Source organism: Pseudomonas stagnisoli, from assembly GCF_048595745.1.
Taxonomy (GTDB): domain Bacteria; phylum Pseudomonadota; class Gammaproteobacteria; order Pseudomonadales; family Pseudomonadaceae; genus Aquipseudomonas; species Aquipseudomonas alcaligenes_A.
Genome location: NZ_CP184361.1, coordinates 2,806,581 through 2,820,756, shown reverse-complemented (window position 1 = coordinate 2,820,756; position 14,176 = coordinate 2,806,581). Strand labels below are relative to the sequence as shown.

Sequence of the window (14,176 nt, the reverse complement as noted above, 5' to 3'; positions counted from 1 at the left end):
TTAGATCTGCGGTTTTGCCTCTTCTGCCTTTTCCGCTTGCTCAGCAGCCGGTTCGGTGGCGCTGGCAATCACCGGCTCCTCGCTCGGCGTTTCGGCTACCGCTTCAGTCGTCAGAACGACTTCGCTTGGCGCTTCAGCGGCTTCCTCGACCGGAGCAGCCTGTTCAACCACAGCAGCGGCAGCGGCTGGAGCAGCCTCGACCTCAGCAGGCGCCTCGACCGGAGCGGCGACCACTTGCGCTGCGGCAGCGGCTTCAGCAGCCAGGCGCTCTGCCTCGCGCTGACGGCGGCGTACTTCGCGCGGGTCATTCGGTGCCCGGCCGCCAGTGCTTTGCGGCGCGACTGCTGGGGCGGCCTGTACGGGGACGGACGCCACTTCGGCAGCCACGACCGGAGTCTCGACAACCGGCGCAACGGGAGCCGGCTCCGGCGCAGCAGCTTCCACTACCGGCTCGGCCACGATGGCCGGGGCAGGGGTGGGCTCTTCGGTTGCACCGGTGATTTCGGCGGGCGCTTGCTCGGCTACCGGCGCTTGCTCTGGCTGAGCCAGGGCTTCCTCGGTGGCCACGGTCACGGCAGCGGCGACGGCTACGGCAGCGCCTGCGGCGGGCGCGACTTCGGTGCTTGCCTCGGCTGCGTCTGCGTTGTCCTCGGCGTCATCCGCGATCGGGTTGCCGTCGGCATCGCGCAGGCGCTCGCGGCGGTTGCTGCGGCGACGCTGACCACGCGAGCGACGACGCGGACGGTCGCCGCCTTCGCCGCCTTCAGCGGCATCCTGGCCGTCTTCCAGCTGCTCGGCGTTCTCCAGCACTTCCTCTTCGGCAGCCTCGGTATTCAGCTGCTCGGTACGCGGTTGACGTTCTTCACGCGGCGGGCGCGGCTGACGCTCTTCGCGCGGCTTGCGCTCGGCGCGCTGTTCCTGGCCTTCACCGGTCGTGGCAGCGTCCAGCGGCTCGCGCAGTTCGCGACGGCGCTCCTCGCGCGGCTCACGGGCTTCACGCGGCTGGCGCTCGCCGCGCTCGCGGCGGTTTTCCTGGCCTTCGGCGCGCGGCTCACGTGGCTCGCGGGCTTCACGCGGTTGACGTTCCTCGCGCGGCTGACGCTCTTCGCGGGCTTCACGCGGCTGGCGTTCTTCACGCGGTTTACGCTCTTCGCGCTCGCCACGCTCACTGCGCTCGTTGCGTTCACCGCGCTCGCGGTTGCCGCGGCCGTCGCGACGGTTCTGCTGGCGACCGTTGCGGCGCTCGTCGCCACGCGGCTTGCGTTCGGCGGGCTTGGCTTCGGCGACCGGCTGCGGCTGTTCTTCCTTGCCGGCGAAGAGGCTGACCAGCGACTTGACCAGGCCCTTGAACAGGCTCGGTTGCGGCGTCGGTGCGGCCGGTGCCAGCGGGGCGGCCGGAGTCGGTGCGGCCGGGCGCGGCGGGGTGGTTTTCAGCGCGGCTTCCTGGCGCACCAGGGTGCGGGTGGCGCTGACCGGCTGGGCGTCTTCGACTTCGGCCGGGGTCATTTCGTAGCTGGACTGGCCGCTCAGTACTTCCGGGCTGTCGTCGCGCAGGCGCTGGACTTCGAAGTGCGGGGTTTCCAGATGGTCGTTCGGCAGGATCACGATGCGCGCACGGGTACGCAGCTCGATCTTGGTGATGCTGTTGCGCTTCTCGTTGAGCAGGAAGGCGGCAACCGGGATCGGCACCTGGGCGCGAACCTCGGCGGTGCGGTCCTTCAGGGCCTCTTCCTCGATCAGGCGCAGGATGGCCAGCGACAGCGATTCGACGTCACGGATGATGCCTTGACCGTTGCAGCGCGGGCAGACGATGCCGCTGGTCTCGCCGAGCGACGGACGCAGGCGCTGACGGGACATTTCCAGCAGGCCGAAGCGCGAGATGCGGCCGACCTGTACGCGGGCGCGGTCCGCTTCCAGGGCTTCGCGGACTTTCTCTTCCACGGCGCGCTGGTTCTTGGCCGGAGTCATGTCGATGAAGTCGATCACGATCAGGCCGCCGATGTCGCGCAGGCGCAGCTGGCGAGCGATCTCTTCGGCCGCTTCCAGGTTGGTCTGCAGGGCGGTTTCTTCGATGTCGCCGCCCTTGGTTGCGCGCGCCGAGTTGATGTCGATGGACACCAGGGCTTCGGTCGGGTCGATGACGATGGAGCCGCCGGACGGCAGTTTCACTTCGCGCTGGAAGGCGGTTTCGATCTGGCTTTCGATCTGGAAGCGGTTGAACAGCGGCACGCTGTCTTCGTACAGCTTGATCTTGCTGGCGTACTGCGGCATGACCTGCTGGATGAAGGCCAGGGCTTCTTCCTGGGCTTCGATGCTGTCGACCAGCACTTCGCCGATGTCCTGGCGCAGGTAGTCGCGGATGGCGCGGATGATGACGTTGGATTCCTGATAGATCAGGAAAGGCGCGGCGCGGCCTTGCGAGGCTTCCTTGATCGCGGTCCACAGCTGGATCAGGTAATCCAGGTCGAGCTGCAGTTCTTCGCTGGAGCGGCCCAGGCCGGCGGTGCGCACGATCAGGCCCATGTCGCCCGGGGCGTTGAGGCCGTTCAGCGCTTCACGCAGTTCGTTGCGCTCTTCGCCTTCGATGCGGCGGGAGATGCCGCCGGCACGCGGGTTATTCGGCATCAGCACCAGGTAGCGGCCGGCCAGGCTGATGAAGGTGGTGAGGGCGGCGCCTTTGTTGCCGCGCTCTTCCTTCTCGACCTGGACGATGACTTCCTGGCCTTCCTTCAGTACTTCCTTGATGTTGACGCGGCCGCCTTCGGGAGCCTTGGAGAAGTATTCGCGGGAAATTTCCTTGAGGGGCAGGAAGCCGTGGCGCTCGGCGCCGAAGTCGACGAAGGCGGCTTCGAGGCTGGGCTCGACGCGGGTGATGCGGCCCTTGTAGATGTTGGCCTTCTTCTGCTCGCGGGCGCCGGACTCGATGTCCAGGTCGTAGAGTTTCTGGCCGTCTACCAGGGCGACACGCAACTCTTCGGGCTGAGTTGCGTTGATCAGCATTCTTTTCATGTTGTACCAATGGTTTCCGGGCTACCGGAAACGGCGTTTGGCACACACGACTCTCACGGTCGGTGTCAGGGCGCGTCTTTCGGAGTGGTCGTAAATCACTCCGGTGTCCAGCGGCCAAGCCAACGGGGCCTGGGGCCGCGACAACGCTCCTGTTTGCTGTGGTGACAGAAGCACTCAGTCAGGGGAGGAATCAACCGGTCGGTGCGGACGAATGTGAAGCGTCTGGGTAATGCCTGTAGCTACGCTGTCCGACGGTTGTGCATCTCCACCCTACACGTATCGCTGAAATCGGGTGCCGCTCGCTGAATCCGTAGCGGGTTTGCATTACCGCAGGCTGGGCCTGCGCGTCTGTCGAGCCTGGTTGCGACTTCTGCGCTCAGGGCTCTTTGGCTCAAGGCTTTGTTTCCGGAATTCATCGCGCTCTGTGCGGCGAGAATCCCGTCGGACGGCCTCACGTCCTGAATGGGTTGCGCTCGGCAGGGATGGCAAGGTTGTCGATCATCCGCTGACCGGGCCGCTTTTGGCGGCGTTCGCGACTATAGCAGTAATGATTAAGTGCTTCAATTCCATAAAAAATTGTTATGATCGCGGGCATGACTACAGACAACTCCCCAACCTCCGGCGTTCAGCTGCTTGAGGTTGCGCCGGATCATGCCGGCCAGCGTATCGATAATTTCCTTCTCGCCCGCCTCAAGGGTGTGCCGAAAACCCTGATCTATCGCATTCTGCGCAAGGGCGAAGTGCGGGTAAACAAGGGGCGCATCAAGCCCGACTACAAGCTGCAGGCGGGCGATATCGTTCGCGTGCCGCCGCTGCGCCTGGCCGAGCGAGACGAGCCAGCGCCGCTGGCGCAGAGTCTGCTGGAGCGCCTGGAGGCGGCCATCGTCTATGAGGACAGGGCGCTGATCGTGCTGAACAAGCCGGCCGGCATCGCCGTGCATGGCGGCAGCGGCCTCAATTACGGGGTGATCGAGGCATTCCGCCAGTTGCGCCCGGATGCCAAGGATATCGAGCTGGTGCATCGCCTGGATCGCGACACCTCCGGCCTGCTGATGATCGCCAAGAAGCGCAGCATGCTGCGCCACCTGCACGAGGCGCTGCGCGGCGATGGCGTGGATAAACGCTACATGGCCCTGGTGCGTGGCAGCTGGCCGACTTCCAAGAAGAAGGTGGCGGCGCCGCTGCTGAAGAACAACCTGCGCTCCGGTGAGCGCATGGTCGAGGTCAATCCCGAAGGCAAGGAGGCGCTCACCGAGTTTCGCGTGCTGCGCCGTTTCGGCGAGTTCGCCACCCTGGTCGAAGCCAGTCCGATCACCGGGCGCACGCACCAGATTCGCGTGCATGCGAAGCACGCCGGGCACTCGATTGCCGGCGATGCCAAGTACGGCGACGAGGAGTTCACGCGCGAGGTGCGCGAGCTGGGCGGCAAGCGCCTGTTCCTGCATGCCTACCAGCTGAAGATCGAGCTGCCGGATGGTCAGTCTCTGGAGCTGCAGGCCGAGGTGGACGACATGTGGGCGCAGACCCTGGAGCGCCTCGGTGCCTGACTATCAGCTGTTGATCTTCGATTGGGACGGCACTCTGGTCGACTCGATCGGTCGTATCGTCGAGTCCATGCGTCGCGCTGCCGATGTCTGTGGTCTGCCGCAGCTGAGTGACGAGGCGATCAAGGGCATTATCGGTCTCGGTCTGCCTGAGGCTATCCAGACCCTTTACCCCCAGTTGCGCGAGGCGGCGCAGGTCGAGCGCTTCCGGGTGGGGTATGGCGAGCACTACATGACCCTGGAGAGTGAGCCGTCGGCGCTGTTTCCGGGGGTTGCCGAGTCGCTCGAGTCCTTCCGGGATCAGGGTTATCGTCTGGCGGTGGCTACCGGCAAGAGTCGCCGCGGCCTGCACAAGGTGCTGGAAGGGCACGGCTGGCTGGATTATTTCGATATCACCCGCTGCGCTGACGAGACGGCCAGCAAGCCGCATCCGCGCATGCTGCATGAAATCATGGCGCATTGCGCTGTTGCGCCGGAGCGGGCGCTGATGGTCGGTGATTCGGCCTTCGACCTGCTGATGGCGCGCAATGCGGGGGTCGATTCGGTGGCGGTGGGCTTCGGCGCGCAGCCGTTGGATAGCCTGCGGGCTCACGAGCCCCGGTTGGCGATCAATGAGTTTTCCGAATTGCGTGCCTGGCTGGAAGGGTGCGCACCTGTTGGCTCTGTCGAGGTTGGCGAGTATGTCTGATCAGTGGAATGCATCGGGTGACGAAAAGGCCTGGAAACTGCTGGAACAAACCCTCCAGGCAGGCGTAGTCGAGCAGCGTCGTGCGCGGCGCTGGGGCATTTTCTTCAAGTTGTTGGCGTTCGTTTATCTGTTCGGCGCCCTTGTATTGTTCTCTCCGGCCCTGAAGCTGGACAAGACGGCCTCCTCGGCGGAGCACCACACGGCGCTGATCGAGGTGCGCGGCATGATCATGGCTGACGAGGAGGCCAGTGCCGACAATATCGTCAGCAGCCTGCGCGCGGCGTTCGAGGACAAGAAGACCAAGGGCATTGTCCTGCGCATCAATAGTCCGGGCGGCAGCCCGGTGCAGTCGGGCTACATCTATGACGAGATCAAGCGTCTGCGTGGCGAGTACCCGGACATCAAGGTCTATGCAGTGATCAGCGATCTGGGGGCTTCCGGTGCCTACTACATCGCTAGCGCCGCCGATCAGATCTATGCCGACAAGGCCAGTCTGGTTGGCTCCATCGGAGTCACTGCGGCCACCTTTGGCTTCGTCGGGGTGATGGAGAAGGTGGGTGTCGATCGCCGCGTCTACACCTCGGGTGAGCACAAGGCCTTCCTGGATCCCTTCCAGCCGCAGAAGGAGGAAGAGACGCGCTTCTGGCAGGGCGTGCTGGAAACCACCCACAAGCAGTTCATCGACAGCGTGAAAAAGGGGCGTGGCGAGCGTCTCAAGGTCGAGCAGCATCCGGAGCTGTTCTCCGGTCTGATCTGGTCGGGCGAGCAGGCTCTGCAGCTGGGCCTGGTTGATGCGCTGGGTAGCAGCAGTTACGTCGCCCGCGAGGTGATCGGCGCCAAGGATATCGTCGACTTCACTCGCGAAGAGAATCCCTTCGATCGCTTCACCAAGAAACTCGGCGCCAGCGTGGCCGAGCGTCTGGCGCTGTGGATGGGCTTCCAGGGACCGGCGCTGCGCTGATGGCGCCCGCGAGAAGCCCGGCGTGTGCCGGGTTTCTTCCTTTATATAGGCGCTCAGGGAATGGCGATGCCTTCCTGCTCCAGCATCTGCACCAGGCGAATCAGTGGCAGGCCGATCAGGCTGGTGTTGTCTTCGCCCTCGGTGGCGCGAAACAGGCTGACGCCCAGGCCTTCGGCCTTGAAGCTGCCGGCGCAATCATAAGGCTGCTCCGCCTGCAGGTAGCGGCTGATCTGCTCTTCACTGAGTGCGCGGAAGTGTACGGTGAAAGGCACCAGATCAACCTGGCAGTGGCCACTGGTGCTATTGAACAGGGCCAGGCCGGTCAGGAAGGTCACGCTGGCGCCGCTGGCGGCCATTAGCTGGCTGCGGGCGCGACTGAAATCGTGAGGTTTGCCGAGTATCTGGTTGCCGAGGACGGCGACCTGGTCCGAGCCAATGATCAGGTGCGCTGGGTGCAGTTCGCTGAGGGCGCGGGCCTTGGCTTCGGCCAGGCGGCGCACCAGGGCTTCGGCGCTTTCGTTCGGGAGTGGCGTTTCGTCGATCGCCGGCGCTGCCCAGGTGAAAGGTTGTCTCAACCGGGTAAGCAGTTCGCGGCGATAGGGAGAGCTAGAGGCGAGTACCAGTGGCAGCATGATCGTTCTCTTGGTGGGCCGGCGATTCTAGCGGCCGCGACGGTGAACGGACAGGGCGGAAATTCCTTTGACAGGGGCAGGGTGCATCCCTAGAATACCGCGCCTATGTCGAATGGACCGATTCCACCTCACGTTGATCCGCGCAAACTCGCCGATCGCGGTGTTACCCTTGAAGGGGAAATGCCGCTGGCCAGTTTCGAGCGACTGTGCGACTCGCTGGAAGATAACTCCGGCAAGGTGCGCGCGAAGCTGGTCTTCGAACGTGGCGAGCGTCGAGCTGTGAGTATTCACAGTGAGCTCGAGGTTGAGGTCAAGATGGTTTGCCAGCGTTGTCTGGAACTGGTCGCCCTGCCGATCCGCAGCGAGTGTCATTACGCGGTGGTAAAGGAAGGTGCGGATACCCAGTCGCTGCCGAAGGGCTATGACGTGCTGGAAGTGGGTGAGGATCCCTTGGATCTGATGACGCTGGTCGAAGATGAGCTTTTGCTCGCTCTGCCCATCGTTCCGGCCCATGACCCTGAGGATTGCCAGCAGCCGGCCGGTGCTAACGAGCCCGAGCCGAGCCAGGACGAGGTATCGCGGTCCAACCCGTTCAGTGTTTTGGCGCAGTTAAAGCGTGACCCAAACGTTTAGGAGTTAATGAGTTATGGCTGTTCAGCAGAACAAAAAATCCCGCTCTGCCCGCGACATGCGCCGTTCGCACGACGCTCTCGAGGCCAACGCTCTGTCCGTCGAGAAGAGCACCGGTGAAGTTCACCTGCGTCACCACGTGTCGCCGGAAGGTTTCTACCGCGGCCGTAAAGTGATCGACAAGGGCGCCGACGAGTAATCCTTGTCCGCTTTGATCGCTATCGATGCAATGGGTGGGGACTTCGGTCCCCATCTCATTGTTCCAGCCTGCATCGCCAGTCTGGTTGAATTCCCCTCGCTTCATCTGGTCCTTGTCGGCCAAGCCCCCGTCCTCGAAGAACTGATTGCCCTCCATCCGGGTGTCGATCGCGCGCGCCTGCAGGTCGAGCACGCCAGCGAGGTGATCAGCATGGACGAGCGCCCCACTCATGCCCTGCGCGGCAAGCCGGATGCCTCCATGCGCGTCATGCTGGAGCTGGTGCGCAGCGGTCGGGCCAAGGCCTGCGTCAGTGCCGGCAATACCGGCGCGCTGATGGCGCTTTCCCTCTATGTGCTCAAGCCGCTGCCCGGCATCGATCGGCCGGCGATGGTCACCGCGGTGCCGACCGCCAGGGGTGTCTGTCATCTGCTCGATCTGGGCGCCAATGTCGATTGCAGCGCCGAGCAGCTTTACCAGTTCGCCGTCATGGGCTCGGTTGCGGCCGAGGCTCAGGGCGTGGTGCGCCCGCGGGTGGCGCTGCTGAATGTCGGTACCGAGAACATCAAGGGCAACCAGCAGGTCAAGCTGGCTGCCAGCCTGCTGCAGCAGGCGCAGGGGCTGAACTACATCGGCTTCGTCGAAGGGGATGGCCTGTATCGCGGCGAGGCGGATGTGGTGGTGTGTGACGGCTTCGTCGGCAACATCCTGCTCAAGTCCAGTGAGGGCCTGGTGTCGATGATCTCCGAGCGGATCGAAGCGCTGTTCAATGAAGGCTTTGTCTCCAGGCTGGCGGGTGCCGTGGCGCTGCCGCTGCTCAAGCGTCTGCGTGGCGAGCTGGCACCTGCGCGACATAACGGAGCCAGCTTCCTGGGTCTGCAGGGTATCGTGGTGAAGAGCCATGGCGCGGCCAGCAGCGAGGGGTTCCAGAGTGCCATTCGTCGGGCTGTGATCGAGGTGCGCGAGAATCTGCCGCAGCGTTTGCACGGTCGTCTCGAGGATCTGTTGCTCTGACGCATGGCTCGGGTCATGTGTCCTGTTGCCGTGCCGCCCCGTCTCCTGAATGCCTGCTGTTTGACGATCGCCAAACCTGGCAGCCTGTGACCCCCTTCGTGGTTGCTTCATCCAATCTGCAGTTCCGGCTCGGCTCTCCCGCGCCGCTTCCTCCGACTAGATAAGGGAACGTTTTGATGTCTGCCTCCCTCGCATTTGTCTTCCCCGGCCAAGGTTCGCAGTCGCTCGGCATGCTTGCCGAGCTTGGCGCCCAGCAGGCGCTGATCCGGGACACCTTCGGCGAGGCCTCCGAGGCGCTCGGTTATGACCTCTGGGCGCTGGTCCAGCAGGGGCCGGAAGAGCGCCTCAATGAAACCGACAAGACCCAGCCTGCCATCCTGACCGCTTCGGTTGCGCTGTGGCGTCTGTGGCAGGCCGAAGGCGGTTCGCGCCCGGCCTTTGTCGCTGGCCATAGCCTGGGTGAATACTCGGCTCTGGTCGCTGCCGGTGCCATCGAGTTCCGCGATGCGGTCAAGCTGGTCGAGCTGCGTGGTCAGCTGATGCAGCAGGCCGTTCCGGCCGGGCAGGGTGGCATGGCCGCCATTCTCGGTCTGGAGGATGCCGACGTGCTGGCCGCCTGTGCCGAGGCGGCGCAGGGCGACGTGGTCAGTGCGGTCAACTTCAATGCGCCCGGCCAGGTGGTGATCGCCGGTAGCGCCGCTGCCGTCGAGCGCGCCATCGAGGCCTGCAAGGCGCGCGGCGCCAAGCGCGCTATGCCGCTGCCGGTCAGCGTGCCGTCGCATTGTGCGCTGATGCGCCCGGCTGCCGAGAAGTTTGCCGATGCAGTCAACGGCCTGTCTTGGCAGGTTCCGCAGATCGCCCTGGTGCAGAATGTCAGCGCGGTGGTGCCGGCTGATCTGGATACCCTCAAGCGCGATCTGCTGGCTCAGATGTATAGCCCGGTGCGCTGGGTGGAGAGCGTGACCTACCTGGCCGCTCAAGGCGTCACCGAACTGGTCGAGTGCGGCCCGGGCAAGGTCCTGGCCGGTCTCAACAAGCGTTGCGTCAAAGGCATCAACACTCACAGCCTGGAAACCCCGGAAGCCTTCGCCGCCGTGCATGCGGCGCTGGCCTGAGATACAAGGAGAGAAGCATGAGTCTGCAAGGCAAGGTCGCTCTGGTCACCGGCGCCAGCCGTGGCATAGGTCAGGCCATCGCGTTCGAGCTGGGCCGTCAGGGCGCCATCGTCATTGGTACTGCCACCAGCGAAGCCGGCGCCGCGCGCATCGGCGAGGCGCTCAAGGCGCAGGGTATTCAGGGTGCCGGCCTGGTGCTGGATGTGGCCAACAGCGAGTCGGTGGAGGCTGTTCTGGAACAGATCCAGAAGGACTTTGGCGCCGTCGCCATCCTGGTCAATAACGCCGGCATCACCCGCGACAACCTGATGCTGCGGATGAAGGACGAGGAGTGGTTCGACGTCATCAATACCAACCTCAACAGTCTGTTCCGTCTGTCCAAGGCCGTGCTGCGCGGCATGACCAAGGCTCGCTGGGGGCGGATTATCAACATCGGTTCGGTGGTCGGTGCCATGGGTAACGCCGGGCAGGCCAACTACGCGGCGGCCAAGGCTGGCCTGGAAGGCTTCAGCCGCGCCCTGGCGCGTGAAGTCGGTTCGCGCTCGATCACCGTGAACTCGGTAGCGCCGGGCTTTATCGATACCGACATGACCCGCGAGCTGCCGGATGCCCAGCGCGAAGCGCTACTGACCCAGATTCCGCTGGGTCGCCTGGGCCAGGCCGAAGAGATTGCCAAGGTCGTAGGCTTTCTCGCTTCCGATGGTGCGGCCTACGTTACCGGTGCCACGGTGCCGGTGAATGGCGGCATGTACATGAGCTGAATGTGACTCGCCGCTTCAGGAAACTGTCATAAAACCAGTCTAAAGTCCGTTACAAAAGTGCAACCGGCGGTAGACGGCAGTTCGGAAGGGGCCGGGGATTCGGCTTGAAACTTAGAAAACCCTTTCTATACACTGCAGCCCAGCTGCACGGAATTTTTCCACTAGGAGTGAAAACTAGACATGAGCACCATCGAAGAACGCGTCAAGAAAATCGTCGCCGAGCAACTGGGCGTCAAAGAAGATGAAGTGACCAACAGCGCTTCCTTCGTCGAAGACCTGGGCGCCGATTCCCTTGACACCGTTGAGCTGGTGATGGCTCTGGAAGAGGAATTCGAGACCGAAATCCCGGACGAGCAGGCTGAGAAGATCACCACCGTTCAGGAAGCCATCGATTACATCACCGCGCACGCCTAAGCGCCTGTAATCGCCGGTTTTCGGCCCCGAGAAGCCGCACTGCCCCTCAAAAGGCGTGCGGTTTTTCTTTGTCGGGGCGGCCAGTTTCAACGAACAAGAGGAATGTGCAGTGTCGCGTAGACGCGTCGTGGTTACCGGTATGGGCATGCTGTCGCCCCTGGGCACCGATGTTGCCAGCAGCTGGCAGGGCATTCTGGCCGGCCGCAGTGGCATCGGCCTGATCGAGCATATGGATCTGTCGGCCTTCTCCACCCGCTTCGGTGGTTCGGTGAAGGGCTTCAACGTCGAGGAGTATCTGTCGGCCAAGGAGGCGCGCAAACTCGACCTGTTCATCCAGTACGGTCTTGCTGCCAGCTTCCAGGCGATGCGTGATTCCGGCCTGGAAGTCACCGATGCCAACCGCGAGCGCATCGGCGTGGCCATGGGCTCGGGGATTGGCGGGCTGACCAACATCGAGAACAACTGCAAATCCCTGTTCGAGCAGGGGCCGCGGCGTATTTCGCCATTCTTCGTGCCCGGCTCGATCATCAACATGATTTCCGGCTTCCTGTCGATTCACCTGGGACTGCAGGGCCCGAACTACGCCATCGCTACCGCCTGCACCACCGGCACCCACTGCATCGGCATGGCCGCGCGCAACATCGCCTACGGCGAGGCGGACGTGATGGTCGCCGGTGGCGCCGAGATGGCCACCTGTGGTCTGGGCATGGGCGGCTTCGGCGCAGCGCGCGCGCTGTCCACGCGCAATGACGATCCGACCAAGGCCAGCCGTCCCTGGGACAAAGGCCGTGATGGCTTCGTGCTGTCCGACGGCGCCGGCGCCCTGGTGCTGGAGGAGCTGGAGCACGCCAAGGCGCGTGGCGCGACGATCTACGCCGAGCTGGTGGGCTTCGGCATGAGCGGCGATGCCTACCACATGACCTCGCCGCCCGAGGATGGCGCCGGTGCTGCCCGCTGCATGACCAACGCCCTGCGCGATGCCGGTCTCAATCCGGAGCAGGTGCAGTACATCAACGCCCACGGCACTTCCACCTCGGCGGGAGACAAGGCCGAGGCCTGTGCCGTGAAGTCGGTGTTCGGTGCGCATGCGCACAAGCTGTCGGTCAGCTCGACCAAGTCCATGACCGGCCACCTGCTAGGAGCTGCCGGTGCGGTCGAGGCGATCTTCAGCGTGCTGGCCCTGCGCGATCAGGTGGCGCCGCCGACCATCAACCTGGACGAGCCGGACGAGGGCTGCGACCTCGACTTCGTCGCCCACCAGGCCAAGCCGCTGGCGATCGACGCGGTGCTGTCCAACTCCTTCGGCTTCGGCGGCACCAACGGATCGCTGGTGTTCCGCCGTTTCAACGGCTGATGCTGAGCTGGGTCGACGGCCGTCCGGCCGCGGATCTGCCCCTGGGCGACCGTGGTCTGGCCTATGGCGATGGCCTGTTCGAGACCATCGCCGTGCGCGGCGGTCACGCCGTTCTGCTGGCGCGCCATCTGGCTCGCCTGGCCGAGGGGCTGCGGCGGCTGGCCATCGACCTCGACCTGGTTGCGCTGGAGATCGAGCTGCAGGCCTTTTTCAGCGAGCTGGGCGAGGGCGTGGCCAAGCTGATCATCACCCGTGGTGACGGTCTGCGCGGTTATGCGCCGCCGCAACCCGCGCAGCCGCGCCGCATCCTGCTGGGCAACCCGCTACCCCGCTATTCCGCCGCCAATGCCGAGCAGGGTGTATGCCTTTATCCCTGTGTCACGCGTCTGGCCGAGCAGCCGCTGCTGGCCGGCCTCAAGCATCTCAATCGCCTGGAGCAGGTGTTGGCCCGCGGAGAATGGCAGGACCCTGCCTTCGCCGAAGGGCTTATGCGTGATCAATCCGGGCGGGTGATCGAAGGCGTCTACAGCAACCTGTTTCTGCTCAAGGACGGCGTACTGGTCACCGCCGACCTGTCGCGTTGCGGCGTAGCCGGCGTGATGCGCGCCGAGGTGCTGGAGCAGGCGAGGCGCCTGGGTATCTCTTGTGAGGTGCGTGACATTGGCTACGACGAACTGCTCAAGGCTGACGAGGTTTTCCTCTGCAACAGCCTCTATGGCATCTGGCCGGTGCGCGAACTGGCTGCCAGCGTCTGGCCGGCCGGCCCGCTCACCCGTAAACTGCAGGCCCTTATCCGCAGTCTTCTGGATTCCTGATTCGTGATTCGCAAGTTGCTGTTGCTGCTGGTCGCCGGCCTGGTGGCACTCGTGCTGGCGTTGGCTCTGGCTGGTTGGAGCCTGCGCATCGCCCTGGACCAGCCGCTCAAGCTGGAGAGTGAACGCCTGATCGAGGTCGTGCCGGGCGATACGCCTGGTGGCCTGCTCAATCGCCTGGAGGGCGAGGGGGTGCTCGACGGCGCATTCTGGTTGCGTCTCTACTGGCGCTTCAATCTGTCTGGGCAGGCGCTGCACAGCGGCGAATATCGTCTGATCCCTCAGCAGAGCGCGCGCGACCTGCTCGATTTGTGGCGGCGCGGTGAGGTGGTGCAGTACAGCCTGACCCTGGTCGAGGGCTGGAGCTTCCGCCAGGTGCGCGCGGCCCTGGGGCGCCAGGAAAAGCTCGAGCAACGCCTGGCCGATCTGGATGACAAGGCGCTGATGGATCGGCTCGGCCTGGCCGGTGTCAGCCCGGAAGGGCGTTTCTTTCCCGATACCTACCGCTATGTGCGCGGCATGAGCGATCTGGATCTGCTCAAGCAGGCCAGCGCGCGCCTTGACCAGGTACTGGACGAGGAGTGGGCCAGGCGCGCTGATGGCTTGCCCTATCGCAAGCCTTACGACGCTCTGATCATGGCCTCGATGGTGGAGAAGGAGACCGGCGTGGCCGAGGAGCGCGGGCAGATCGCGGGTGTGTTCGTCCGCCGCCTGCGCAGCGGCATGCGCCTGCAGACCGACCCGACGGTGATCTTCGGCCTCGGTGAGCGCTACAACGGCAACCTGACCCGCGCCCACCTGCAGCAGCCGACGCCCTACAACACCTATGTGATCGATGGCATGCCGCCGACCCCCATCGCCCTGGCTGGCCGCGAAGCGATTCATGCCGCGCTCAATCCGGTGGCCGGCAAGAGCCTGTACTTCGTCGCCCGCGGCGATGGTAGCCATGTATTCTCGGAAACCCTGGAGCAGCACAACCGTGCCGTGCGCGAGTATCAGCTCAAGCGCCGCGCCGACTACCGTTCCAGCCCCGCGCCCAGATAAGG

General features: G+C 64.3%; 14 protein-coding genes. 12 read left to right on the top strand and 2 right to left on the bottom strand.

Annotation, left to right across the window (positions count from 1 at the left end):
• Positions 1-3,009 carry a ribonuclease E gene (gene rne, locus ACOAPY_RS13545; RefSeq protein WP_465153604.1) on the bottom strand — a complete coding sequence of 1,003 codons (3,009 nt, stop codon included), beginning with the start codon at positions 3,007-3,009 and terminating at the stop codon, positions 1-3.
• Positions 3,010-3,602: 593 nt separating this feature from the next.
• On the opposite strand from rne, the gene rluC reads away from it, so the two are divergent.
• The 3 genes from rluC to sppA are packed head-to-tail and all read left to right on the top strand — an operon-like array spanning position 3,603 to position 6,202.
• Positions 3,603-4,556 carry a 23S rRNA pseudouridine(955/2504/2580) synthase RluC gene (rluC, locus tag ACOAPY_RS13540; protein ID WP_465153603.1) on the top strand — a complete coding sequence of 318 codons (954 nt, stop codon included), beginning with the start codon at positions 3,603-3,605 and terminating at the stop codon, positions 4,554-4,556.
• Positions 4,549-5,241 (top strand): HAD-IA family hydrolase, encoded by a 693-nt coding sequence (locus ACOAPY_RS13535; RefSeq protein ID WP_465153602.1) that lies wholly within the window; start codon positions 4,549-4,551, stop codon positions 5,239-5,241. The genes rluC and ACOAPY_RS13535 overlap by 8 nt, the downstream gene beginning before the upstream one ends.
• Positions 5,234-6,202, top strand: coding sequence for a signal peptide peptidase SppA (sppA, locus tag ACOAPY_RS13530; protein ID WP_237044455.1), 969 nt, complete (start codon positions 5,234-5,236; stop codon positions 6,200-6,202). Before ACOAPY_RS13535 ends, sppA begins: the two co-directional genes overlap by 8 nt.
• A gap of 53 nt (positions 6,203-6,255) precedes the next feature.
• Here sppA and ACOAPY_RS13525 read toward each other — a convergent pair whose 3' ends face one another.
• Positions 6,256-6,834: a Maf family protein gene (locus ACOAPY_RS13525; RefSeq protein ID WP_465153601.1), complete on the bottom strand. Its 579-nt coding sequence runs from the start codon at positions 6,832-6,834 to the stop codon at positions 6,256-6,258.
• A 105-nt stretch (positions 6,835-6,939) separates the two neighbouring features.
• Between ACOAPY_RS13525 and ACOAPY_RS13520 the strand changes: the two genes are divergently transcribed.
• The 9 genes from ACOAPY_RS13520 (at position 6,940) to mltG (ending at position 14,174) form a co-directional block, all read left to right on the top strand.
• Complete coding sequence (locus ACOAPY_RS13520; RefSeq protein WP_021700476.1) at positions 6,940-7,467, top strand: YceD family protein; 528 nt, start codon at positions 6,940-6,942, stop codon at positions 7,465-7,467.
• Positions 7,468-7,480: 13 nt separating this feature from the next.
• A complete protein-coding gene (gene rpmF / locus ACOAPY_RS13515; RefSeq protein ID WP_021700475.1) occupies positions 7,481-7,663 on the top strand; it encodes a 50S ribosomal protein L32 in 183 nt (60 codons plus the stop codon).
• Between the two features lie 3 nt (positions 7,664-7,666).
• Positions 7,667-8,674, top strand: a complete 1,008-nt coding sequence (gene plsX / locus ACOAPY_RS13510; protein ID WP_465153600.1) for a phosphate acyltransferase PlsX — start codon at positions 7,667-7,669, stop codon at positions 8,672-8,674.
• 176 nt (positions 8,675-8,850) lie between these two features.
• Positions 8,851-9,789: an ACP S-malonyltransferase gene (gene fabD, locus ACOAPY_RS13505; protein ID WP_465153599.1), complete on the top strand. Its 939-nt coding sequence runs from the start codon at positions 8,851-8,853 to the stop codon at positions 9,787-9,789.
• 17 nt (positions 9,790-9,806) lie between these two features.
• A complete protein-coding gene (fabG, locus tag ACOAPY_RS13500) occupies positions 9,807-10,550 on the top strand; it encodes a 3-oxoacyl-ACP reductase FabG (RefSeq protein WP_465153598.1) in 744 nt (247 codons plus the stop codon).
• Positions 10,551-10,730: 180 nt separating this feature from the next.
• Positions 10,731-10,964, top strand: coding sequence for an acyl carrier protein (acpP, locus tag ACOAPY_RS13495; protein ID WP_021700471.1), 234 nt, complete (start codon positions 10,731-10,733; stop codon positions 10,962-10,964).
• Positions 10,965-11,073: 109 nt separating this feature from the next.
• Positions 11,074-12,318 (top strand): beta-ketoacyl-ACP synthase II, encoded by a 1,245-nt coding sequence (gene fabF, locus ACOAPY_RS13490; protein ID WP_465153597.1) that lies wholly within the window; start codon positions 11,074-11,076, stop codon positions 12,316-12,318.
• The gene (gene pabC / locus ACOAPY_RS13485) at positions 12,318-13,133 is read left to right on the top strand and encodes an aminodeoxychorismate lyase (protein ID WP_465153596.1); all 816 of its coding nucleotides are present in this window, start codon (positions 12,318-12,320) and stop codon (positions 13,131-13,133) included. The genes fabF and pabC overlap by 1 nt, the downstream gene beginning before the upstream one ends.
• Before the next feature lie 3 nt (positions 13,134-13,136).
• Positions 13,137-14,174: an endolytic transglycosylase MltG gene (gene mltG / locus ACOAPY_RS13480; protein WP_465153595.1), complete on the top strand. Its 1,038-nt coding sequence runs from the start codon at positions 13,137-13,139 to the stop codon at positions 14,172-14,174.
• The last annotated feature ends 2 nt before the right edge of the window (positions 14,175-14,176 follow it).